The 21,624-nt window shown below is 63.7% G+C and carries 25 protein-coding genes; 8 read left to right on the top strand and 17 right to left on the bottom strand.

Annotated elements, in window-relative coordinates; translation table 11 throughout:
• The first annotated feature begins 16 nt into the window (after nt 1–16).
• From ureE to ureG, 3 genes are read left to right on the top strand one after another with little or no spacing between them, the layout of a single operon-like run.
• On the top strand, nt 17–523 hold the full coding sequence (ureE, locus tag AO692_RS29295) for an urease accessory protein UreE (RefSeq protein WP_054313562.1): 507 nt from the start codon (nt 17–19) through the stop codon (nt 521–523).
• Entirely contained in the window at nt 480–1,181 is a 702-nt protein-coding gene (locus AO692_RS29290; RefSeq protein ID WP_054313561.1) for an urease accessory protein UreF, read from the top strand. Before ureE ends, AO692_RS29290 begins: the two co-directional genes overlap by 44 nt.
• A complete protein-coding gene (gene ureG / locus AO692_RS29285; RefSeq protein ID WP_054313560.1) occupies nt 1,178–1,816 on the top strand; it encodes an urease accessory protein UreG in 639 nt (212 codons plus the stop codon). Before AO692_RS29290 ends, ureG begins: the two co-directional genes overlap by 4 nt.
• 52 nt (nt 1,817–1,868) lie before the next feature.
• On the opposite strand, the gene phnN is transcribed toward ureG, so the two are convergent.
• The 13 genes from phnN to phnG all read right to left on the bottom strand — a co-directional run bounded on the left by phnN (nt 1,869) and on the right by phnG (nt 12,454).
• Nucleotides 1,869–2,441, bottom strand: a complete 573-nt coding sequence (gene phnN, locus AO692_RS29280; protein ID WP_054313559.1) for a phosphonate metabolism protein/1,5-bisphosphokinase (PRPP-forming) PhnN — start codon at nt 2,439–2,441, stop codon at nt 1,869–1,871.
• Nucleotides 2,434–3,573 (bottom strand): alpha-D-ribose 1-methylphosphonate 5-triphosphate diphosphatase, encoded by a 1,140-nt coding sequence (locus AO692_RS29275; RefSeq protein ID WP_054313558.1) that lies wholly within the window; start codon nt 3,571–3,573, stop codon nt 2,434–2,436. Before AO692_RS29275 ends, phnN begins: the two co-directional genes overlap by 8 nt.
• A 1-nt stretch (nt 3,574) precedes the next feature.
• A complete protein-coding gene (locus AO692_RS29270) occupies nt 3,575–4,282 on the bottom strand; it encodes a DUF1045 domain-containing protein (RefSeq protein ID WP_054313557.1) in 708 nt (235 codons plus the stop codon).
• Complete coding sequence (gene phnE / locus AO692_RS29265; RefSeq protein ID WP_054313556.1) at nt 4,282–5,100, bottom strand: phosphonate ABC transporter, permease protein PhnE; 819 nt, start codon at nt 5,098–5,100, stop codon at nt 4,282–4,284. Before phnE ends, AO692_RS29270 begins: the two co-directional genes overlap by 1 nt.
• A 75-nt stretch (nt 5,101–5,175) precedes the next feature.
• Nucleotides 5,176–6,168 (bottom strand): phosphonate ABC transporter substrate-binding protein, encoded by a 993-nt coding sequence (gene phnD / locus AO692_RS29260; protein WP_200911804.1) that lies wholly within the window; start codon nt 6,166–6,168, stop codon nt 5,176–5,178.
• 26 nt (nt 6,169–6,194) lie between these two features.
• Nucleotides 6,195–7,046, bottom strand: coding sequence for a phosphonate ABC transporter ATP-binding protein (gene phnC, locus AO692_RS29255; protein WP_054313555.1), 852 nt, complete (start codon nt 7,044–7,046; stop codon nt 6,195–6,197).
• A 126-nt stretch (nt 7,047–7,172) separates the two neighbouring features.
• On the bottom strand, nt 7,173–7,871 hold the full coding sequence (locus AO692_RS29250; protein WP_082407638.1) for a DapH/DapD/GlmU-related protein: 699 nt from the start codon (nt 7,869–7,871) through the stop codon (nt 7,173–7,175).
• Nucleotides 7,872–7,873: 2 nt separating this feature from the next.
• A complete protein-coding gene (phnL, locus tag AO692_RS29245) occupies nt 7,874–8,581 on the bottom strand; it encodes a phosphonate C-P lyase system protein PhnL (RefSeq protein WP_054313591.1) in 708 nt (235 codons plus the stop codon).
• A gap of 9 nt (nt 8,582–8,590) precedes the next feature.
• Nucleotides 8,591–9,349 (bottom strand): phosphonate C-P lyase system protein PhnK, encoded by a 759-nt coding sequence (gene phnK, locus AO692_RS29240; protein ID WP_244483547.1) that lies wholly within the window; start codon nt 9,347–9,349, stop codon nt 8,591–8,593.
• Between the two features lie 53 nt (nt 9,350–9,402).
• On the bottom strand, nt 9,403–10,278 hold the full coding sequence (locus tag AO692_RS29235) for an alpha-D-ribose 1-methylphosphonate 5-phosphate C-P-lyase PhnJ (protein WP_054313553.1): 876 nt from the start codon (nt 10,276–10,278) through the stop codon (nt 9,403–9,405).
• Nucleotides 10,275–11,384, bottom strand: coding sequence for a carbon-phosphorus lyase complex subunit PhnI (locus tag AO692_RS29230; RefSeq protein WP_054313552.1), 1,110 nt, complete (start codon nt 11,382–11,384; stop codon nt 10,275–10,277). Before AO692_RS29230 ends, AO692_RS29235 begins: the two co-directional genes overlap by 4 nt.
• Nucleotides 11,385–11,387: 3 nt before the next feature.
• Nucleotides 11,388–11,999 (bottom strand): phosphonate C-P lyase system protein PhnH, encoded by a 612-nt coding sequence (gene phnH, locus AO692_RS29225; protein ID WP_054313551.1) that lies wholly within the window; start codon nt 11,997–11,999, stop codon nt 11,388–11,390.
• Entirely contained in the window at nt 11,999–12,454 is a 456-nt protein-coding gene (gene phnG, locus AO692_RS29220) for a phosphonate C-P lyase system protein PhnG (RefSeq protein WP_054313550.1), read from the bottom strand. The genes phnH and phnG overlap by 1 nt, the downstream gene beginning before the upstream one ends.
• A 75-nt stretch (nt 12,455–12,529) precedes the next feature.
• Between phnG and phnF the strand changes: the two genes are divergently transcribed.
• Entirely contained in the window at nt 12,530–13,294 is a 765-nt protein-coding gene (gene phnF / locus AO692_RS29215; protein WP_054313549.1) for a phosphonate metabolism transcriptional regulator PhnF, read from the top strand.
• A 300-nt stretch (nt 13,295–13,594) separates the two neighbouring features.
• Complete coding sequence (locus AO692_RS29210) at nt 13,595–14,518, top strand: 2-hydroxyacid dehydrogenase (protein ID WP_348271484.1); 924 nt, start codon at nt 13,595–13,597, stop codon at nt 14,516–14,518.
• Nucleotides 14,519–14,552: 34 nt separating this feature from the next.
• On the opposite strand, the gene AO692_RS29205 is transcribed toward AO692_RS29210, so the two are convergent.
• Nucleotides 14,553–16,874 (bottom strand): Tex family protein, encoded by a 2,322-nt coding sequence (locus AO692_RS29205; protein ID WP_054313547.1) that lies wholly within the window; start codon nt 16,872–16,874, stop codon nt 14,553–14,555.
• Nucleotides 16,875–17,069: 195 nt separating this feature from the next.
• Between AO692_RS29205 and AO692_RS29200 the strand changes: the two genes are divergently transcribed.
• Nucleotides 17,070–17,936, top strand: coding sequence for an ABC transporter ATP-binding protein (locus tag AO692_RS29200; RefSeq protein ID WP_054313546.1), 867 nt, complete (start codon nt 17,070–17,072; stop codon nt 17,934–17,936).
• Nucleotides 17,937–17,968: 32 nt separating this feature from the next.
• Here the strand turns inward: AO692_RS29200 and AO692_RS29195 are convergent, their stop codons facing one another.
• The 3 genes from AO692_RS29195 to AO692_RS29185 form a co-directional block, all read right to left on the bottom strand.
• Entirely contained in the window at nt 17,969–18,361 is a 393-nt protein-coding gene (locus AO692_RS29195) for a hypothetical protein (protein WP_054313545.1), read from the bottom strand.
• 190 nt (nt 18,362–18,551) lie between these two features.
• Entirely contained in the window at nt 18,552–18,932 is a 381-nt protein-coding gene (locus tag AO692_RS29190; RefSeq protein ID WP_082407636.1) for a DUF982 domain-containing protein, read from the bottom strand.
• A gap of 125 nt (nt 18,933–19,057) precedes the next feature.
• Entirely contained in the window at nt 19,058–19,801 is a 744-nt protein-coding gene (locus AO692_RS29185; protein ID WP_054313543.1) for a Crp/Fnr family transcriptional regulator, read from the bottom strand.
• Between the two features lie 377 nt (nt 19,802–20,178).
• On the opposite strand from AO692_RS29185, the gene AO692_RS32560 reads away from it, so the two are divergent.
• Together AO692_RS32560 and AO692_RS29175 are read left to right on the top strand one after the other, a co-directional pair.
• Nucleotides 20,179–20,484 carry a circadian clock KaiB family protein gene (locus tag AO692_RS32560; RefSeq protein WP_082407634.1) on the top strand — a complete coding sequence of 102 codons (306 nt, stop codon included), beginning with the start codon at nt 20,179–20,181 and terminating at the stop codon, nt 20,482–20,484.
• The gene (locus tag AO692_RS29175; protein WP_082407632.1) at nt 20,481–21,593 is read left to right on the top strand and encodes a PAS domain-containing sensor histidine kinase; all 1,113 of its coding nucleotides are present in this window, start codon (nt 20,481–20,483) and stop codon (nt 21,591–21,593) included. Before AO692_RS32560 ends, AO692_RS29175 begins: the two co-directional genes overlap by 4 nt.
• Nucleotides 21,594–21,624 lie beyond the last annotated feature (31 nt).

Below are 21,624 nucleotides of genomic sequence, written 5' to 3'. Positions count from 1 at the left end.
CGAAGGGAAGCCCACCATGCGGGCCATCGAGATCATCCGCGCCGACAAGACGCACAGTCAGCGGCCGCCTGCCGATCATGCCGTGCTGGAGCGCGACGAACGGCATCTGCGCCGCAAACTCATCCTGCTGGCAAGCGGCGAGAAGCTGCTCGCCGACTTCACCGAACCGGTGGTGCTGGAACATGGCGACAGGCTTCTGACGGAGGACGGCCGCGAGATCGAAATCCGGGCGGCGCGCGAACCCTTGCTGGAGATCCGGGGGCGTGACGCGCTGCACATAGCCGAACTCGCCTGGCATATCGGCAACCGGCACCTCGCCGCACAGATCGAAGGCGATCGCATCGTGATCCTGCGCGACCACGTCATCAAGGCGATGCTCGAAGGGTTGGGCGCAACGGTGCACGAGATCGACGCCATCTTCAGTCCGCTGCGCGGCGCCTATTCCGGCGGGCATCATCACCACCATCACGACGACCACCATGATCATCATCACGGTGGGGGCCATGACCACCACCACGACTGATCCCGGCCATGCGCTGCTGAGACTGCTGGCCTGGCTCTCACCGGTCTTCCCCGTCGGCTCCTACAGCTACAGCCACGGCCTCGAACAAGCGGTGCATGACGGGCTGGTCGTTGACACCGGCAGCCTGGAAACCTGGCTGAGCGATCTCGTTGAACGCGGATCGGCCTGGAACGATGCCTTGCTGCTCGCCGAAAGCTGGCGGCTGGCGCGCGAGGGCAACGATCTTGCCGGCATCGCGGCGCTGGCGGAGGCCCTCGCCGGCAGCCGCGAACGCCATCTGGAAAGCCTCTCGCAGGGTTCGGCCTTCCTTGAGGCCGCGCAAAGCTGGCCATGCACTGTCCTGCAGCGCCTGCCGCGTCCCTGCGCCTACGCTGTCGCCGTCGGCGCCGTCGCGGCCGCCCATGACATCGCGCTGACCAGCACGCTCACCGCATTCCTGCAGGCCTTCACGCTCAACCAGTTGCAGGCTTCGATCCGGCTCTCGGTGACCGGCCAGAATGGCGTGACGGCATTGATGGCCAGGCTGGAACCCGCTGTCCTCGATGCCGCACGACGCGCGGCGCACGCGGCCCTTGACGATCTCGGCTCGGCGACGTTCCTTGGCGAGGTCATGGCCATCAGACATGAAACCCTGCATTCGAGGCTTTTTCGCTCATGACACAGAAAAACGGCCCCTTGCGTGTCGGCATCGGCGGACCTGTCGGTTCTGGCAAGACGACGCTGACCGAGAAGCTCTGCAAGGCACTGCGCGACCGCTATTCGATCGCTGTGGTGACCAACGACATCTACACGCGGGAAGACGCCTTGATCCTGGCGCGACACCAGGCACTACCGGAAGACCGTATCATGGGCGTGGAAACCGGCGGCTGTCCGCACACCGCGATCCGCGAGGACGCCTCCATCAACCTGCAGGCGATCGCCGAGATGAACCGGCGTTTTCCCGATCTCGACATCGTCTTCATCGAATCGGGCGGCGACAATCTCGCCGCCACCTTCTCGCCGGACCTTGCAGACCTGACGCTTTATGTCATCTCGGTCTGTCAGGGGGAGGAGATCCCGCGCAAGGGCGGTCCGGGCATCACCCGCTCCGATTTCCTGGTGATCAACAAGAGCGATCTCGCTCCTCATGTCCATGTCGATCTCGATGTGATGGAAGCGGATGCATCCAGGATGCGCGGCAAGCGCCCGTTCGTCTTCACTGACCTGCATCGCGGCAAGGGCCTGCAGGACGTTGTCGACTTCATTGTCGAGCATGGCGGCCTGGCTGAGGAAAGCGCGAGGTTATCGGCCTGATGGCAGATTGTCAGCCGGAGCGTTTCCGCTTTTCACGGAAACGCGGAAATGATCACGACGCCAGCGACAGCTGGCCGGTGATGATCGATATCAGCGCCTCGCCGGCGGTCTGGAGTTCGGCACTGTTGTCGATGGTGATGTCCTGGCCATAGGCGCCGAGCTTCAGGCCCCGCTCGACGCGGCGACCGATCTCTTCGGCCGTCTCGCGTCCGCGCGCGGAAAGCCTAGCTGCAATGATCTCAGGCCTGGCGGTCAGCCCGACCACGATGACATTGGCGAAGGCAGCGCGTATGTCCTCGATCGCCCCGCGTGACCCATTGGCGATCGCCGTGTCGCCACGGCTGACATGGTCCATGACGCTGCGCGGCAAGGCATAGCTCAGCCCGTTCGCCTGCCAGCTCACCGCGAAGCGCCCTTCCCCCTGCGCTTCCGCAAAGGCGACTTCGCTCAGGCTGTCGTGATCCTCGGCATCCGCCGTCGCTTCACGCGTGACGATGCGGCGCACGAACAGAATGTCGCTCCGCGTAGCCAGGCGCTCGCGGGCATAGCCGATCACGCTGTCCTTGCCGGCGCCGCTGGGGCCGACCACGACGACGAGCGTGCCATGCAGCCTTGTGTCAGGCAACGCGACGGCCCTCGCGCCAGACGGAACGCACGACTGGAACACCCCTGGTGTGGCGCACGCGCACGACATCGCCGCGCAGGCCCGGCGCGATACGGCCGCGGTCGCTGAGGCCTACCGTGCGCGCCGGCGCGGCGGTGACCAGCTTGATCGTCTCGTTGAGCGGCCTGCCTTGCGGCCCATCGGCCAGGATGAACGGCGCCTGTATCAGGCTGAACGGTACATAGTCGGACGACAGCACGTCGAGCACACCGGCCTGGGCCAGTTCCCTCGCCGCGATGTTGCCGGAATGCGACTTGCCGCGCACGATGTTGGGGGCGCCCATCATCACCGAGATGCCGGCCTCGTGCGAGGCCTTTGCAGCTTCCATGCTGGTCGGGAACTCAGCCAGCTTGACGCCGAAAGCAATCGATTCCTCGACATGCTCGACGGTGGCATCGTCATGGCTAGCGAGCGCGATGCCGCGTTCGCTGCAAGCCTCGACAATACTCTTTCGGTGCGGCGCGGAGTATTTCTGCGAAGCGGCGATACGCTTGGCCATGAAGCGCTCGAAAGCCGCGTCGTCCAGCCCGCGCTTGGCCTTGTAGTAGAGCGCGTATTGATCCAGCGTCTGGAACTGGCGCTGGCCGGGCGCATGGTCCATCAGCGAGGCGAGCCGCACGAAACCGTCTGTCCGGAAGTCGTCATAGTGGTCGAGCACGTCAGCCGCCGAGACCTCGCAGCGCAAGTGGATAAGGTGGCTGGCGCGCAGCCGGTCCTCTGAGACTGCGACCTGGATGGCGTCGGCGATGGCACGCATCTCGCCCTTCTGGAAACCGCCGTCCTCGTCGGAGCCCAGGCGCAGGCAGTCGAAGACGGTGGTGATGCCGGAGGCCACCACCTGCGCGTCATGTGCCTGCAGGGCAGCGATCGAATCCCAGCGCACGCCGGGGCGCGGCGAATAGTGAGCCTCGAGATGATCGGTGTGGAGTTCGACGAGGCCGGGGACCACATAGTCGCCCTCGCAGTCCTCGCCCGTTGCCGCCGCACCGCTGTCGATCGCTGCGATCCTGCCGTCACGGAACAGGATCGATCCGTTGACGATCTCGTCCTCGAGGACGACGCGGGCATTTTTCAGGACGATCTCTTGGGACATCTCAGGCAGACTTTCTGGCTTCAAGTGGCCGCAGCGGCCGATAGGAATGCACGGTGAAGGGCGCGCCGGGCTCGCGTTCGATGAACAGGGCAAGGCCGTCGATGGGGAATGGCCGCCCCGTGAACGCTTCGAAGCGGCGTTCCAGCGCCGGCTGCATACGCGCCAATGTTTCCCCCGGCAGACGCTCGCTCAGCGTCATGTGGAAACGGAACTCGTCCATCACGAAGGGGTAGCCATGGCGCCTGAGATAAGCGGCCTGGCGTGTGGTGAGCTTCGAAGGACCGCGGCGCTCGATCTCGGCTTCGGTGAGTGCTGCACGCAGCGGCGCGAAATGCAGGACGGCATCGGCTGCAAAGGCGGAAAGCTGATATTCGGTTTCGGTCGGCAACAGCGCCAGGAAGGAGCCCAGTTGCCCGACCCGCAGGCCTTCGATGAAGAACGGAGTTGTCTTGGCGCAGAACCGCTCGAAACTCTCCTCAAGTTCGGCCAGGCCGACGCCATCGGCGAGCCGGAACGGCGCGACGATGGTGGCGTGGAAGCCGTAGCGGCGCGGCTCACTCGTCAGGTGGGAAATTTCCGCAGCCGGCAAACCGTCGAATGACGGCGCAGCAAGCATTTCATCCGAGAAGGCATCGCGACCGAGCCAGTTTGAGGCCGCCCTGGTCAGCGGATCGTCCTCGGAAGGCGTGAAATAGACCGCGTAGCGCATCACAGGAACAGCTTTCGCAATTGCTGCGAGATGACGTCGATCAACGACACCGTCACCAGCATGATGATGAGCATTGCGGCTGCTTCAGGGTAATAGAAACCGCGGATGCTCTCGAACAGCACCTGGCCGATACCGCCCGCACCGATGACGCCAAGAACGGTGGCAGCGCGGACGTTGGATTCAAAGCGGTAGAGCGCGTAGGACATCCACAGCGGCAGCACCTGCGGCACCACGCCAAAGACCACTTCCTGCAGGCGCGTCGCACCGGTGGCACGGATCGCCTCGACAGGGCGTGGGTCGATCGCCTCCACGGCCTCGGAGAACAGCTTGGCCAGGATGCCGGTGGTGTGGATGAACAGCGCCATGACGCCGGCAAACGGCCCGAGACCGACAGCGACGACGAACAGCACCGCATAGACGAGTTCATGGATGGAGCGGAACAGATCCATCAGCCGGCGTACCGGCTGGACGATGTACCAGGGCGCCATGTTGGAGGCCGACAGGATGCCGAACGGCACCGCCAGAACGGCCGCCAGGAACGTACCCCACAGCGCGATCTGGATGGTGACCAGCATCTCCTGCAGGTAGTAGCGCCACTCCCCGAAGTTCGGATGCGAGAAGCCGGCGGCATATTGCGCCATGTTGCCGGCATCGGTGAAGAGATAGGTCCAGCGAAACATCTCGGCCGGCGCCCAGCTCCAGATCAGAAGCAGGACCAGGCCGATCCAGGTGACGGCGGTCCAGGCGTCGCGGGTCCAGTCGCGCCCGATCTCGGGACGAGGTTTCGCGGTTTCGCCGATATGCGTCGTTTGGGTCATCGTCCTGCTCGCTGGGCTATGCCGGGCGCTGATCCGCCCGGCATGTTTGATGAAACGGCGTTGGCCTGAAGCCGATCAGCTCTGGCCCTTGGCCTTGATCTTGGCTTCGTAGCCTGCCTTCTCGGCTTCGATCTTCTCGATCTTGGCCTTCTTGTCGGCTTCGGAGAGATTGGCGTCGGCTTCCACCTTGGCCTGAGCCTTAGCCAGCTCCATCACGCGGATCGGCAGCAACTGCTCATTGTCCGATGCGCGGAACGGTGCCCACTGCAGGCCGGCCAGGATTTCCTTCTCCTTGGCGACGTCACCCTTCGACTTGTCGGTGCCGTAGCTCAGGATGAAGTTCTTCAGCTTGTCCTTGGTTTCCTGCGGCAGATCCTTGCGCCAGACGATCGGGTCGGACGGGATCAGCGGCGACTTCCAGATCACCTTGATCTTGGCGAAGGCTTCCGGCTGGTTCTTCTCGATGAGGGCCATGTTCTCGGTGTTGTTGGCAGCCGCATCGAGCTGGCCATTGGCAACGGCCATGGCGTTGGTCTCGTGGTTGGCGTTGGTGACAGCCTTGAAGCAGTTCTTCGGGTCTACCTTGTTGGCCGCGAAGACGAAGGTGGTCGGCACCAGATAGCCCGACGTCGAGTTCGGATCGCCGAGGCCGAAGTTCAGGGTCTTGTCGCACTTCAGCAGGTCTTCGACGGTGTTCAGCTTGCTGTCCTTCGGAGCCAGGATCAGCGACCAGTAGCCGGGATTGCCGTCGACGGAGACGGTCTGGGCGAAGATCTCGCCGTCGGCGCGATCAACGGCTTCCATGGCCGACTTGTTGCCGTACCAGGCCATCTGCACCTTGCCGAAACGCATGCCCTCGATGACACCGGCATAGTCGGAAGCGAAGAACGGCTTCACGTCGAGGCCGGTTTCCTTCTTCATGTCGGCGAGGAAGGGCTCCCACTTGGGCTTGAGGTTCTGCTGGGACTCGGTCGAGATGATGCCGAAGTTGATCTCCTCGGCATAGGCGGCACCAGTGAGGGTGAAGGCGATCGCCGTGGCGGCGATGGCCTTGAGCATAGCGTTCATGTCAACGTCTCCTGTTGGTTTTCTGTTCAGGCGAAAGCCGGCGCCATGTCCGGGTTCTTGGCAGTTGCAGGTTCCGGGTATTCGGGGACGAAATCCGGAACAGCCTCGGGCAGGATCAACTCCTCGGAATTCGAGCCGTAGAGTTCGATCAGGGTTCTGTGGGTGAGCCTGGAGGACGGGCCGTCGAACACGACGCGGCCGTCCTTAAGGGCGATGGTGCGCGGGCAATAACGACGCGCATATTCCACCTGGTGCAGCGACACCACGCAGGTGATGCCGTCTTCGCGGTTGACGCCGGCCAGCACTTCCATGACGCGGCGCGCCGAAGAGGGATCGAGCGAAGCGATCGGCTCGTCGGCGAGCAGGATGTTGGAACGCTGCACCAGCGTACGGGCGATCGCCGCGCGCTGCTGCTGGCCGCCCGACAATGTCGATGCGCGCTGCCAGGCCACTTCCGGGATACCGACCTTGGCGAGCGCCTCGCGGGCAAGCCGCTTTTCCTCGGCGCTGAACAGGCCGAGCGTGCCGCGCCACACCGGGATGCGGCCGAGATTGCCGATCAGCACGTTGGACAGCACGGACAGCCGGCTGACCAGGTTGAATTGCTGGAAGATCACGCCGATGTTGCGCCGGAGACCACGGGCGCCGCCCGACAGCCGGCCATTGTTCTGCAGGCTGGCGCCGAAGATATCGATCGTGCTGGAGCCCGTCTGTCCGGTCTCCAACCCGCAGATGTGACGCAGCAGCGTGCTCTTGCCGGAGCCAGAGGCGCCGATCAGCGCAACCATCTCGCCTTTGGCGATATCGAGGCTGACGTTGTCGAGTGCGCGCTTCTTGCCGAAATTCTTCGACAGGTTGCGTATGGTGATGGCGTTCATGAAATCGCTCCCTGGTTTGGGCTTGAGCCCTGGTACCAATTGAGTGGTCGTCGATGGACGCGTGTTGCTCGGCTGTCCGGACATGCGACCGCGACCGGCAAGGCCGCGACGCCCAGCCGGAAATCGTTACCCGGTTATCGCTTCTCGATGACGGTCCGATGTACCGTTCATGTCAGCTGTGTGACCATTCACCGATATCGTGCTTTCGGATCGGTCTTCGTAGCGTTCGAGGAATGCCTCGGCGCTCAGGTCGCGGAAATCATCGAGCGCGGCACGCAGGCTGGCGTGATCCCAATCCCACCAGGCCAGCGCCTGCATGCGCTCGGCGATCGCCGGTTCGAAGCGCCGGCGCATGAACTTAGCCGGCACACCAGCGACGATCGTGTAGGGCTCGACATCCTTGGTGACGACGGCGCCCGAACCGACGACCGCGCCATCGCCGATGGTCACGCCAGGCAAGATGGTGACGCCGTGGCCGATCCAGGTGTCGTGGCCGACCACGACACGATTGGCGCGGCGCGCGGCAAAGAAATCGTCCTCATGCGCGGCGTCATCGAAATAGTCGCCGGCGCGATAGGTGAAGTGATGCAGCGTGGCGCGCGACATCGGATGGTTCGTGGCATTGATGCGCACGGAAGCGGCGATGTTGGCGAACTTGCCAATGGTCACGCACCAGGTCTGACCGTTCGGCATGACGTAGGAGTAGTCGCCGAGTTCGGTCTCGGTGAGACGGCAGCCCTCGGTCACTTCCGTGTAGCGGCCGAGCGTGCAGTTCTCGAGGCGCGCGGTCGGATCGACAAACGGAGTCTCGGAAAGACGCGGCATGATCAGGCAGCCTTTCGGTCCGGCGCGAAGCCGGTGACGTCGATCACGATGTCGGCCACCGCATTGCGCACGTCGGCATCGTGGAAGATGCCGAGCAGAGCTACCCCTGCCCGCTTCTTCTCTTCGATCATCTCGACGACGACGGCCCGGTTGGTGGCATCGAGTGAAGCGGTCGGCTCGTCGAGCAGCAGCACCGGATGGCCGGTGATGAAGCCGCGTGCGATGTTGACGCGCTGCTGTTCGCCACCGGAGAAGGTGGCAGGCGGCAGGGCCCACAGCCGCTCCGGCAGGTTGAGCCGGCTCAGCAGTTCACGAGCCTTGTCGGCCGCCTTCCTGCGATCGATGCCGCGCTCGACCAACGGTTCGGCGACGATGTCGAGCGCGCAGACACGCGGCACAACACGCAGGAACTGGCTGACATAGCCGATCGTCTCGCGGCGGATCTCAAGCACGGTGCGCGGGGCAGCAGATGCCAGGTCGACCATCTCGCCGCGATGCAGGATCTCGATGCGACCTTCATTCACGGCGTAGTTGCCGTAGAGCATCTTGAGGATCGAACTCTTGCCGGCGCCCGACGGGCCACCGAGCACGGCGCATTTTCCGCCGTCGAGCACAAAGGCGGCATCTGTGATCACCGGCAGTTCGATGCCGCCGCGCAGATGCATGGTGAAGGTCTTGGCAAGACCGGAAACGGTAAGCACAGGAGCCATGATCATGCCTCAGACTTGCAGGATCGAAGAAACGAGAAGTTGCGTGTAAGGCGCCTGCGGATCGTCGAGCAGACGGTCGGTCAGCCCGTGTTCGACCACGCGGCCGTCCTTCATCACCATCATGCGGTGCGACAGCAGGCGCGCGACGGCGAGATCGTGCGTGACGATGATGACGGCGAGGCCGAGATCGTGAACCAGGCCGCGCAGCAGGTCGAGCAGGCGTGCCTGCACCGAGACGTCGAGGCCGCCGGTCGGCTCATCCATGAAGACAAGGCGCGGCGCGGTGACAAGATTGCGTGCGATCTGCAGGCGCTGGCGCATGCCGCCGGAGAAAGCACGCGGCTGGTCGTCGATGCGATCTGCGTCGATCTCGACACGGCCGAGCCAATCGGTGGCGGTGGCGCGGATCTTGCCGTAATGGCGGTCGCCGACCGCCATCAACCGCTCGCCGACATTGGCGCCCGCCGAAACCGTCATGCGCAGGCCATCGGCCGGGTTCTGGTGGACGAACCCCCAGTCGGTGCGCAGCAGCAGGCGGCGCTCCGCCTCGCCCAACCCATACAGATCACGCATCTCACCGTCACGCATGCGGTAGGACACCGTGCCCGTAGTCGGGGCGAGGCGCGTGGAGATGCAGTTGAGCAGCGTCGTCTTGCCCGAGCCGGACTCGCCGACGATCGCAAGCACCTCACCGGGCCAGATGTCGAAATCGACATCTGCGCAGCCGATGCGCTGGCCATAAGACTTGCTGACCGACCTGGCCGACATCAGCGGCAGGTCCGTGGTTTCGACGCCGGCTTGGTCGATTCTCACCGAAACAGTCATGACAGCGCCTCACCGGACATCTCGCCGCGATGGCCCGCGGCCTGGCGGCTTTCGCAATGGTGCGTGTCGGAACAAACGAACATGCGCCCGCCGCGATCATCGAGTACGACTTCGTCGAGATAGACCTGCTCGGCGCCGCACAGCGCGCAGGGCTTGTCGAAGCGCTGCACCTCGAAAGGATGATCCTCGAAGTCGAGGCTGATCACCTCGGTATGCGGCGGCACCGCATAGATGCGCTTCTCGCGCCCAGCGCCGAAGAGCTGCAGCGCCGGCGACATGTGCATCTTCGGATTGTCGAATTTCGGCGTCGGCGACGGATCCATCACGTAACGGCCCTCGACCTTCACCGGGTAGGCATAGGTGGTGGCGATGTGGCCGTTCTTGGCGATGTCCTCATAGAGCTTCACATGCATGAGGCCGTATTCTTCCAGCGCATGCATCTTGCGGGTTTCCGTCTCGCGCGGCTCTAGGAACCGCAGCGGCTCCGGGATCGGCACCTGGTAGACCAGCACCTGGCCTTCCTGCAGCGGCGCCTCCGGGATGCGGTGGCGGGTCTGGATGATTGTCGCGTCCTCGGTGCTGGTGGTCGTCTCGACACCTGCAACCTTCTGGAAGAACTTGCGGATGGAGACCGCATTGGTGGTGTCGTCGGCGCCCTGATCGATGACCTTCAGCACATCGTCGGGTCCGAGGATCGAGGCGGTAACCTGCACGCCGCCGGTGCCCCAGCCATAAGGCATCGGCATTTCGCGGCTGGCGAACGGCACCTGGTAGCCCGGCACGGCGATCGCTTTGAGGATGGCACGCCGGATCATGCGCTTGGTCTGCTCGTCCAGATAGGCAAAGTTGTAATTGGATGCGTGCGCGTTCACTCGGCGGCCTCCCTTGTTTCAAGAACCGCCTCGCCAGTGCGCTGTTCGTATTCGGCGCGCATGGTGCGAACCAGGCCAAGCTCAGCCTGGAAGTCGACATAGTGCGGCAATTTCAGATGTTCGACGAAGCCTGTGGCCTGAACATTGTCGCAATGCGACAGGACGAATTCCTGGTCCTGCGGCGCAGCGACCAGATCTTCGCCCAGCTCCTCGGCACGCAAAGCGCGGTCGCACAGCGACATCGCCATCGCCTTGCGCTCGGACTGGCCGAAGACGAGGCCATAGCCGCGCGTGAATTGCGGCGGTGCCTTGGCCGAGCCCTTGAACTGGTTGACCATCTGGCATTCGGTGACCTGGACACGGCCGACCGGCACGGCAAAGCCGAGTTCCGGCATGAACACCTCGACATCGACCTCACCAATGCGGACCTCGCCGACGAAGGGATGGCTGCGCGCATAGCCGCGCTGCGTCGAATAGCCGAGCGCGAGGAGAAAGCCCTCGTCGCCGCGCGACAGCGACTGCAGCCGCATGGCGCGCGACATCGGAAATTCCGTCGGCGTCTGGTTGATGTCGCCGGGCTCAAGCGCCGGATCGATGAAGCCGTCGTCCTCGATCAGTCCTTCCTGGTCGAGAATGTCGGCCACGCGCATGACCGGCTCCTGAGCATCGGTGCGCTGCGCGCCTGTTTCGATCTGCGGATCGCCTTCGAGTTCTTCATCGAGCAGGCGGTGCGTGTAGTCGAAGGTCGGCCCGAGCAGCTGGCCGCCGGGCAGGTCCTTGTAGCAGGCGGACACGCGCCGCTCGACCAGCATGGCGCCGGTGTCGACCGGCTCGCTGTGGCCGAAGCGCGGCAACGTGGTGCGATAGGCCCGCACCAGGAAGATCGCCTCGATCAGGTCGCCGCGTGCCTGCTTGATGGCGAGCGCCGCCAGCCTGCGATCATAAAGCGAACCTTCGCTCATCACCCGATCGACGCCGATGCTGAGCTGTTCGGTGATCTGGTCCAGCGTCAGTGCCGGCACCGACCTGTCGCCGCGACGGCGATCGGCCAGCAGGCGGTGGGCATTGTCGATGGCGACCTCGCCGCCCTTGACTGCAACATACATCGATCAGCCCTCCATCTCGACGAGGCGCGCCGAACGCGGCAAGCAGGCAATGGCATCGCCCGTGGTGAGGATGAGGTCGACGCCACGCGGGAACCGTTTGCGGTTGGCCTTCCACTGCGCCGCGAAATCCTGCGGCAGGCCACGCGGCGCCAGAACGACACGATCGCGTATGCCTGGGCCCTCGAACGTCAGCGGCGCGCCGCTTTCGAGACTTGGCACCTGCAGGATCAGCGTGGCGGAACGGTTCGGATATTCCTGGGTACCCTGAGCAAAGCGCTCCAGCGGCGGCATGGTCTGGGGAGCGCCGACCAGGGCGAAAGCGACATCACCGCAGGTTGCCATCTCACGAGCACCTGTGTGGAAAGTGAGCCAGGCGCGCAGTGCCGTGCTTTCGGCCAGTGTGGCATCGAGCCAGAACGGGGTATCGGTATCGATCAGAGCGCAGGCCACGGCGCCGGCCGCCCGGTCAAGCCGCGACGGCGGCGTCACGACCGCGTCCACCTCGACGATGGTCGCAGGCTTCGCCATCGCATCCATGACGGCGCGGAAGACGGACTGGGCATTCAGGACCGGATTGGAGAACCCGCCTTCGAGGGCAGTCGCTTCGTTCAACATCAGTCTTCTCCGCGTACCATGGTGAAAAAGTCGACGCGGGTGGCAGCGGTCTGCTGGCGTCGCGTCTCGTCGGCAACGTCCAGTTCGCGTCGTATCGGCTGGATCAGTTCGGCATCGATGCGCGCCGCGGTCTCGGGATTGCGGCAGAGCGCATCGATGACCGCCGAGAGCCGCGCTTTGGCATGATCGCGACCGAGCATCATGGCATGACCGACCGAGCCATCTTCCAGCTTGACGCTGGCGCGGGTGACGGTCGCCTCGCCGACATTGAACGGCTCGCCGGTGCCACCGATGCGTCCGCGCAGCATCACCAGGCCAGCCTCGGGGCCGCGCAACGGCGTATGCGCCTGTCGCAATCCAAGCACCGCCCAGAGTGCGCTCAGCCTTTGGCTGCTGCAGCGCGCCAGAACCGCCATCCGGTCCCGTCGCGCGGTTTGATCGGCAGTGATGTTCATGCTTACCTCAATTTGTCTATTGATCTAGACAACTAGATATCTTAGCCTGTCTTAGCTCCGTTGGATGACGGAAGCATGACAGCGAGCGGCAGGAGCGGGATATTGTCGAAATCGGCATTGCATCGAGGAGTCGGCGTCGCGCTGTGGCGGCAGATCGGCGACGAGATCAGGCGGGGCATCGGCAATGGCCTTGCTGACGAGAGCGGACGCCTGCCGCCCGAAGCCGAACTCGCGGCTCGCTTCGGCGTGAACCGCCATACGGTGCGCGCCGCCATCGCGGCCCTGGTCCACGAAGGCGTGCTTCGGAGCGAACAGGGACGCGGCACCTATGTGCGACGCCAGAAACGCCTGACCTATCCGATCGGCGCGAGAACTCGCTTCTCCGCCGGTCTCGAGGGCCAAGTACGGGACCGCCAGATCGAGCTCCTCGACCATGCCCGCGAACCGGCCAACGCCACGGTTGCCGCAGCACTTGGGCTGGAGCCTGCCGAAGAGGTCATCCGTCTCGAAATGCGCGGCCTTGCTGACGGCGTGCCGGTTTCCCGTTCAACCGCCTGGTTTCGTGCCGCGCATTTCCCCGATATCGCGGACTATTTCGCCAGGACCCATTCGATCACACGGGCACTCGCGCTCTCCGGCATCAGGGACTATCGCCGCGCCTCGACGACTATCGAAGCGCGGCACGCCGACGACACCGACACGCGCGATCTGCGGCTTTCGCCCGGCGCCATCGTGCTGGTCGCGCGTGGTATCAATGTCGATGGTAGCGACAAGCCGATCCAGTATTCACAGACGCGCTTCTCGGCGGATCGCGTCGAACTGACGGTCAGCGCGGACTAGGCGTCATATGACTCATGGCGCTTCCAGCGTGCTCCGCCCTCAACCCCACATCATGAGGCCGATCCAGCAGGCTATGATGAAAGCTGCTGCAATCGGAACACCCCAATCCGAGAGGAAGTGCGCGGGACGGTTTGTGTCGAAGTGGAGGAATGCCATAGCATGCCCTCCTCTAACGGGCTGGATATCGCCCTCTTGCAGCCGAGCCCAGTTTCGGCTGTCGACCAAGATAATTATACACCCAGTTGGCAGTCTTCACCAAACGAATCATAAGCTTACGGAGGCCAGGTGAAACCGCATCTCTTGCTCGTAGAACCGATGATGGCCGAGATCGAAGCCAGGCTCGATGCCGCCTATCAGGTGCATCGTCTCTTCGATGACGCGCAGCGTGACGGCATCGAGGCGGCGCGCGCCGACATTCGCGCCGTCGTGACCGGCGGGGGCACGGGCCTCGCCAATGACTGGATAGACCGGCTGCCATCGCTCGGCATCATCGCCGTCAACGGTGTCGGCACGGACAGGATCGACCTCGGCTATGCCCGAACGCGCGACGTCCATGTCGCCACGACACAAGGAGCGCTCACCGACGAGGTCGCCGACATGGGACTGGCATTGATCCTTGCCGTGCTGCGCCGGATCGCCGAGGGCGACCGGTTCATGCGCGGCGGCCGCTGGCAGGCCGGCGAGCCATTCCCACTCGGCTCCAGCCCGCGCGGCAAGCGGCTGGGCATCCTGGGGCTCGGCCAGATTGGCCGGGCGCTGGGCAGCCGCGCCGAGCTCTTTGGCATGGCCGTGCGCTACTCGAACCGGACGCATTATCACGACGTGGCGTGGCCGCATTTTGCCGATGCGGCAGCACTTGCCGCCGACAGCGACGTGCTGGCCGTCTGTGTCGCGGCGACGGCGGACACGCGCCGTGTGGTCGACGAGGCCGTGCTCAAGGCGCTCGGCCCGCAAGGCACGCTGATCAACATCGCGCGCGGCAGCGTGGTCGACGAGGACGCGCTGATCACGGCCCTGCGCGATGGCTCGATCGCGTCGGCCGGCCTCGATGTGTTCGAGAACGAACCGGCCATCCGCAAGGATTTCCTCGACCTGCCCAACGTCGTGCTGATGCCGCACCAGGCCAGCGCCACCGTCGAGACACGCCGCGCCATGGGCTACATGGTTCTGGCCAGCCTCGATGCCTATTTCGCTGGAAAGCGGCCTGAAAACACAGTGAACTGACGTTCAGCGACTGCCTTTTCTGCCCCCGAGGCGTTCACCGCTTCTTGAACGCTTCGGCCAACGCTGCACCGAAAGCACCCTGCGACGGCGGCACCTTGTCCGGCCGGCCCTTGCCCTGCTGCGGCATGGCCGGTTTCCTCGGGCCGTCCTGGCGCGCCGGCTTGCCGGAACCGCCATCGCCGTCGCGCCGCATCGTCAGGCCAATGCGCTTGCGCGGAATGTCGACATCGACCACACGCACCTTGACGATGTCGCCAGCCTTGACCACCTCATGCGCGTCCTTCACGAACCTGTCGGCCAGTTGCGAGACGTGGACAAGACCGTCCTGGTGTACGCCAATGTCGACGAAAGCGCCAAAAGCTGCGACGTTCGTGACGGTGCCTTCCAGCAGCATGCCCGGCTTCAGGTCCTTGATGTCGTCGACCCCTTCGGCAAAGGTCGCCGTCTTGAAGCCCGGACGTGGATCGCGGCCAGGCTTTTCCAATTCGGCGATGATGTCGCGCACGGTCGGCAAGCCGAAACGCTCGTCGACGAAAACGCGCGGGTCCAGCGCCTGCAGCATGGTTCGGTCGCCCATCAGCGCGCGCACGTCGCGCCCGCAGGCGGCGACGATCTTCTTGGCCACACCATAGGCTTCCGGATGCACGGAGGACGCGTCCAGCGGCTCGGTTCCGTTCGGAATGCGCAGGAAGCCGGCGCTTTGTTCGAACGCCCTTGGTCCCAGGCGCGCCACCTTGAGCAGTTCCTGGCGGCTGGGGAACGGACCATTGGCATCGCGATGCGCAACGATCGCTTCCGCCAGCGAGGCACCGAGACCGGACACGCGCGCCAGCAGCGGAGCGGACGCGGTGTTGAGGTCGACGCCGACAGCGTTCACGGCATCCTCCACCACCGCATCGAGCGAGCGCGCCAGCCGGTACTGGTCGACATCGTGCTGGTATTGCCCGACCCCGATCGACTTGGGCTCGATCTTGACGAGCTCCGCCAGCGGGTCCTGCAGCCGCCTGGCAATCGACACCGCACCGCGCAGGGAGACATCCAAGCCCGGGAATTCAGCAGCCGCTGTTTCAGACGCGGAATAGACCGATGCGCCAGCCTCGCTGACGATCACCTTGAGCGGCTTCGGCGCCGGCATGTCGCCCAGAAGGTCGGCGACCAGCTTCTCGGTCTCGCGACTGCCCGTACCATTGCCGATGGCGATGAGCTCGACATTGTGCTGGCGCATCAGCCGGGCGATTTCGGCCTGGGCGCCGCGCACATCGTTCTTCGGCTGGAACGGATAGACCGTCGCCGTTTCCTTGAGCTTGCCGGTGCCGTCGACTACCGCCACCTTCACGCCGGTGCGGATGCCCGGATCGAGCCCCATGGTGGCGCGCGAGCCGGCGGGGGCTGCCAGCAGGAGGTCCTTCAGGTTGCGGGCGAAGACGTGGATCGCCTCTTCCTCGGCGCGTTCACGCAGGTCGCGCATCAGATCGAGCGACAGATGCAGCGACAGCTTCACACGCCAGGTCCAGCCGGCGACCTCGGTCAACCATTTGTCGCCGGGCAGCGCGTTGCCGATCGCCAGCGTCTGCACGATGATGCGATCCACCGGCTTCACCGGCGAAGTGTCGTCGGCATCGACTTCGATGGCGAGCGAAAGCACGTCTTCGTTGCGCCCGCGCAGCATCGCCAGCGCCCGGTGGCTGGGCGTGGTCGCCCAACGCTCGGCATGATCGAAATAGTCGGAGAATTTGGCGCCGGCCTCCTGCTTGCCGTCGACGACGCGTGCCCGCAGGAAGGCGCGATCCTGCATATAGGTGCGCAGCTTGCCGACCAGTTCGGCGTTTTCCGCGAACTGTTCTGAAAGAATGTCGCGCACGCCCTCCAGCGCCGACTTCGTGTCCGGCACCTCTTCGGTGATATAGCCTTCGGCCAGCTGTAGCGGAACAGCCGCACGGTCGGCCATGATCGCCTCGGCCAGCGGACCGAGCCCGCGTTCGCGCGCGATCTCGGCCTTGGTGCGCCGCTTCGGCTTGTAGGGCAGGTAGATGTCTTCGAGTTCCGCCTTGGTCGCGGCCGCGGCGATCTTGGCCTTCAACTCGTCCGTCAGCTTGCCCTGCTCGCCGATCGATTCCAGGATCGCGGCGCGGCGTGCGTCGAGTTCACGCAGATAGACAAGGCGTTCGGCCAGTTGGCGCAACTGGGTGTCGTCAAGTCCGCCGGTGACTTCCTTACGATAGCGCGCGACGAAGGGAACCGTCGCCCCTTCATCGAGCAGTGCAATTGCCGCCGATACCTGCTGCGGCTTGGCCGCGATTTCTGTCGCGATGATGGAAGCGATCCGTGCGGTTTCCACCTGTTCTGCGCCACTCATGCGTTACCCGTCTCCAGCCGTTGAGTCGGCGCACCATATTGAAGTGCGCAAAAGGCCGCCATGCTGTTGGCCAGGCGGCGGTGTTTCTCCACAGCGAGCAGGCAGAACTGGAAGAGGCCAACTGAAAACTTGCGGAACCGATCGGCCGCTCATGCATTCCCGACCTTAGGGGCCTTAGTGGAGAGCATGCCCCCGATGGATAAACCCCTCCTTCAAGTCCAGCATCTGACCATGGAATTTGGCGGCCTTGTCGCCATCGGCGACCTGTCTTTCGAGGCTCGACGCGGCGAGATCACCGCGCTCATCGGCCCGAACGGCGCCGGCAAGACGACCGTGTTCAACTGCATCACCGGTTTCTACAAGCCGACGGAAGGCATGATCCATTTCACCGGGCAGGATGGCTCGGAGTTCCTGCTGGAGCGCATGCCGGATTTCCAGATCACGGCCAAGGCCAAGGTCGCCCGCACCTTCCAGAACATCCGGCTGTTTCCTGGACTCACGGTGCTGGAAAACATGCTGGTTGCCCAGCACAACAAGCTGATGCAGGCTTCGGGCTTCCTCATCCTGGGGCTGTTCGGCATCGGCAGCTATCGCCGGGCTTCCGCGGAATCGGTGGAGTTAGCGCAGTACTGGCTGGAAAAGGCCGACCTCATGGACCGCGCCGACGACCCTGCCGGCGACCTGCCCTATGGTGCGCAGCGCCGGCTCGAAATCGTGCGCGCCATGTGCACTGGTCCGGAGCTGCTCTGCCTCGACGAGCCTGCCGCCGGCCTCAACCCGAAGGAGTCGCTGGCGCTCAACGAACTGCTGATGGATATCCGCAGCAACAACGACACATCGATCCTGCTGATCGAGCACGACATGTCGGTGGTGATGCAGATCTCCGACCACATCGTCGTGCTGGAATATGGCCGCAAGATCTCCGACGGCGATCCCGCCTTTGTGCGCGCCGATCCCAGAGTGATTGCCGCCTATCTCGGCGTCGACGACGAAGAGGTCGAGACGGTGCTCACCGATGTCGGCGACGCGAAGGTCATCGAACAGTTGGACACTGACCGCTAAGTCCTCTCGCAGCCGAGCATGGCCACAAGTTGTCAGGCCGTTTCCTGGATGACCAGGGTGAGCGTCCCGGACTGGTCTATGGTTGCCGCCACCACCTGCGTTGGATCGAGCCCGTTCTGGGCCAGCATCATCACCGCCACCGGCGAAGCCTGGATCGATGTCTGCAGCTCACGCAGATCGTCCGCGCTGGTGTCGTTCAGTTTGGTTTCCACCTCGGCCCTGGCCGGTTGCGGCAACTCTTCGACCCTGACGATATTGATTGCCGTGACCTCCTGGTCGGGCGACAGGCCTGGCATCGGCACGGATGGCTGCGGCGACTGATCCGGAGTCTGCTGTCCGGGTAGCTGTTGTTCCGGCTCCTGTGCCATTGCCGGTGAAGCGGCGGCCATCACGGAAAGGGCCGCAACCAGCGTCAAGATACGCATCGGCTTCTCCTTTCATACAAATACAGAACAACCCCACCGGCAGCCGGTTCCATATTTACCGATTCAGCAAGCTGGAATCTCGAGGGAGGCAACGTTCCCCGCAGTCGAGTCGGCAACAAACCTGCTTTTGGCGGCTATCGCGTTTTTCAAACCACAATGCTCGCCGCCACAGCCCCCGCGCTCACACCTCTCAATAAGGACGCGCGCGCGCCGGAACTGGTGTGGCGGCACGAACTCGCCTTCGGAGTCCGAACGATGAAGTCGTGCGCTCCGGCCTGATTGCTTCTGGCTCGATGGAAGCCAGTTCACGCGCAACGCGATCCTTCAGCCTCCGGCACTCGACGATCCGCCCTTGTTCCCGGGCTGCAAGCACAAAGGCCTCGAAAGCGGCGCGCGGGCTGCACCATCCCAGCTTGGCCTGTTCGAGAATGCAAGCGGCGCTGCGATAGCTGTCAGCCGATTTGTCCGGCCACGACATGCCCATTGCTCTTTCCACATCATACAAGGTCGTGATCGGGAGCTTATAGTCCCGTGTCGTGCGAAAGATCACCGCTTTGAATGGTGGCATCATCCTCTCCGATTTTGGTTTGATCTCGCCTCGTCTCCGAAATTCCCTTCAAGGGACAATTCAGACCAGTCTTAGAATTCCGGCAGAACAGTCCCGTTCCAAAAATCTGCAACGGCAACTCGACACGCTCATTTCTCCGCATTCTTCTGGCCATTGGGATAGACCCCCTTCAAGACGGCCTCGAAATGCCGACTGACGGCGGCATTGCATTCGCAGGCGATTGAACGAAGCCGGCTCGTTTTGTGCACGATGATGCGACCGCGCCTCGTCTCGATGACACCGTCATCCCGCAATTGCCGGAAGACGCGGCTCAGATAGCTGCGACCCACGCCGAGCATGGCCGCAAGCTGTTCCTGCGTCAGCAACAGATCGTGCCTGCCGGTCCGATCCATGGCCGCCAGCAGCCATTTGGCCGTGCGCTGTTCGATCGAATGGGCGGCATTGCAGGCGACCGACTGGAATATCTGAGCCAGCAGACAATCCGCATAGCGCGCGAACAGGTGCCGCAGGGTCGGCGAACGGGATTTCGCCTCCTCGAGCTCCGCCAGATCGATCCGCCAGAATGAGCCACCGACCTGGACAACGGCTCTGGCGTAGGCCGGCAATTTTCCCTGGCTGACGATTCCGCCAACCGCGCCTTCGCGTCCCACCAGCACCGTTTCGATGCCCTGGCCGTCGCTGAGATCGACAAAATAGGAAATCAGGCTTTCGGCGCGCGGAAAATAGGCGTGGCGGACAGTATCACCAGGTTCGTGTATCAGCAGCCCGGAATGCCCGGACCAGTCTTCCAGATGGGGCTGGAGCACTGCCCAATCTTCCGGCTTCAGCGCGCGCAAAAGATTGTTGTCGAGCTCTTCGAACGACACCTGCATGGTCGACGTGTCCCTTCTTGCGCTGGTCTCCATCAAAGGTCTGCCCGAAAAGCCGAGATATGTTCACTAGTATGCAGACGGGCTCCACCTTGTCTGTCTACAAGAACACACAAGGTGCGGTTTGAAGTGCTTTTAAGGCTTCCGATCAATCCAGGCGAGTTTTCGCTATCAGAGCGCGCCGCACGTCCGGTCGGACAGGTCACGCGCCAGCCCGGAAGATGCCCAGGCAATTCCAGCAAAAGCGCGCAGCGGTTTTGTGTCCGGAATTGCGTAACAGCAGTTACAGCGTCTCCGCGAAAAGCGGAAACGCTGTTGTCGACGACTGGACTTTCGAGGGCGTAGCGCCGTTGCCACGCCAAACTCTACAGGCGTGAGACATGACCAGGAAACTTCGCGCCGACGCCCCGGTTCGGCTTCGGCTCTATGTCGCGGGCGATAGCCCCGCCATGCAAACCGCGCTCGAATGCAGGCATATGATCCTGCAGCGGCTGGGGTCCCGGATCGAGATCGAGGTGATCGATATTCTCGAGGATCGGCACGCCGCTCGAAGCGCCGGTATCCTTGCAGCGCCAACGCTGAGCGATGACACGCAGTCGCCGCCGCGACGACTGGTCGGATATCTCGGCGCTCCCGAGGACGTCCTCGGTCACTTCGATTTGCTTGGGATAGGAGCCACCTCATGAGGGTTGCCACAGGCGATTGCCACGCAATGCATGCTTCGCCTTCCGAGCGCCCATTGCCCGGTTTTCGGCGACCTCGCGGGCAGAACAGGCCAGCGCATCAGAACACCCGCGACGGCATTCTGGTTGTCGACGCCAACGGTATGATCCTTTTCGCAAATGCCGTTGCCTGTCGGATGTTCGGCTGCCAGCCAGACGACCTGCTTCTGGCCATGTTCGGCTTCCCCGTCGCAAACGGAAGCGGCAGCGAGATCATCATCCACAATCCGGACCGACCCGGTATCCCGGCCGAGCTGCGGATAGCCCAAACCACGTGGGCCGGCATGCCGGCCATGCTGGTGCGGCTGCGCGATGTTTCAGAGCGGAGGGCCGAGAAGGCTCGTCGGCGACGAGCCTTGAAACTCGAGGCTACGGGGCGGCTTGCCGCCAGCGTTGCGCATGACTTCAGCAACCTGGCCGCCGTGCTGGAGTCCGGCCTCAGGGTGCTGCAGCGGCACCTCGGCGACATCGACCCGAAAGCAGCAACATTGATCGAAGAGATGCTCGGTCGCACCCATAATGGCGCAGCCCTCGCACAGCGGCTGCTGTCCTTTGCGAAAGGTCGATCCCTGGGCGTGGAATCAGTCGATCCCAACGAACGGATCGTTTCGCTTGCCGATCTGCTTGGACAGACGCTGGGCAAAGGCATCGAGGTGAAAACCGATCTCGATCCCCGCGTGGAAGCCATGCGCGTCGATGGCGACCAGTTCGACATCGCCATCCTCAACCTCGCCATCAATGCCAGGGATGCGATGGCAGGACGGGGCAGGCTTTTCATAGCCACTGCCGGCGGTATGGAGCAGCCATCGGACGAGAAAGGCAATGTCGCTCCCTTTGTCAGAATTTCCGTGGCAGACACTGGCTGCGGCATGACCGGCGAGATCCTTGCCCATGTCATGGAGCCGTTCTTCACCACCAAAGGGCAGGAACAGGGAACCGGGCTGGGCCTCAGCCAGGTGTATGAGTTTGCCCGGCAATCGGGTGGCCATGTCCAGATCGAAAGTCAGGTTGGCGAGGGAACCACCGTCCATCTCTTTCTGCCCGTGCCGACGGGAGAAGCCGGCATCCGCTGAGCCGGACGCGTATCCTGCCTGCAGAAATCTG

The sequence above is a fragment of the Mesorhizobium sp. 1M-11 genome (genome assembly GCF_001303895.1).
Classification (GTDB): domain Bacteria; phylum Pseudomonadota; class Alphaproteobacteria; order Rhizobiales; family Rhizobiaceae; genus Mesorhizobium.
This window is presented reverse-complemented; position numbering and strand designations above follow the sequence as displayed.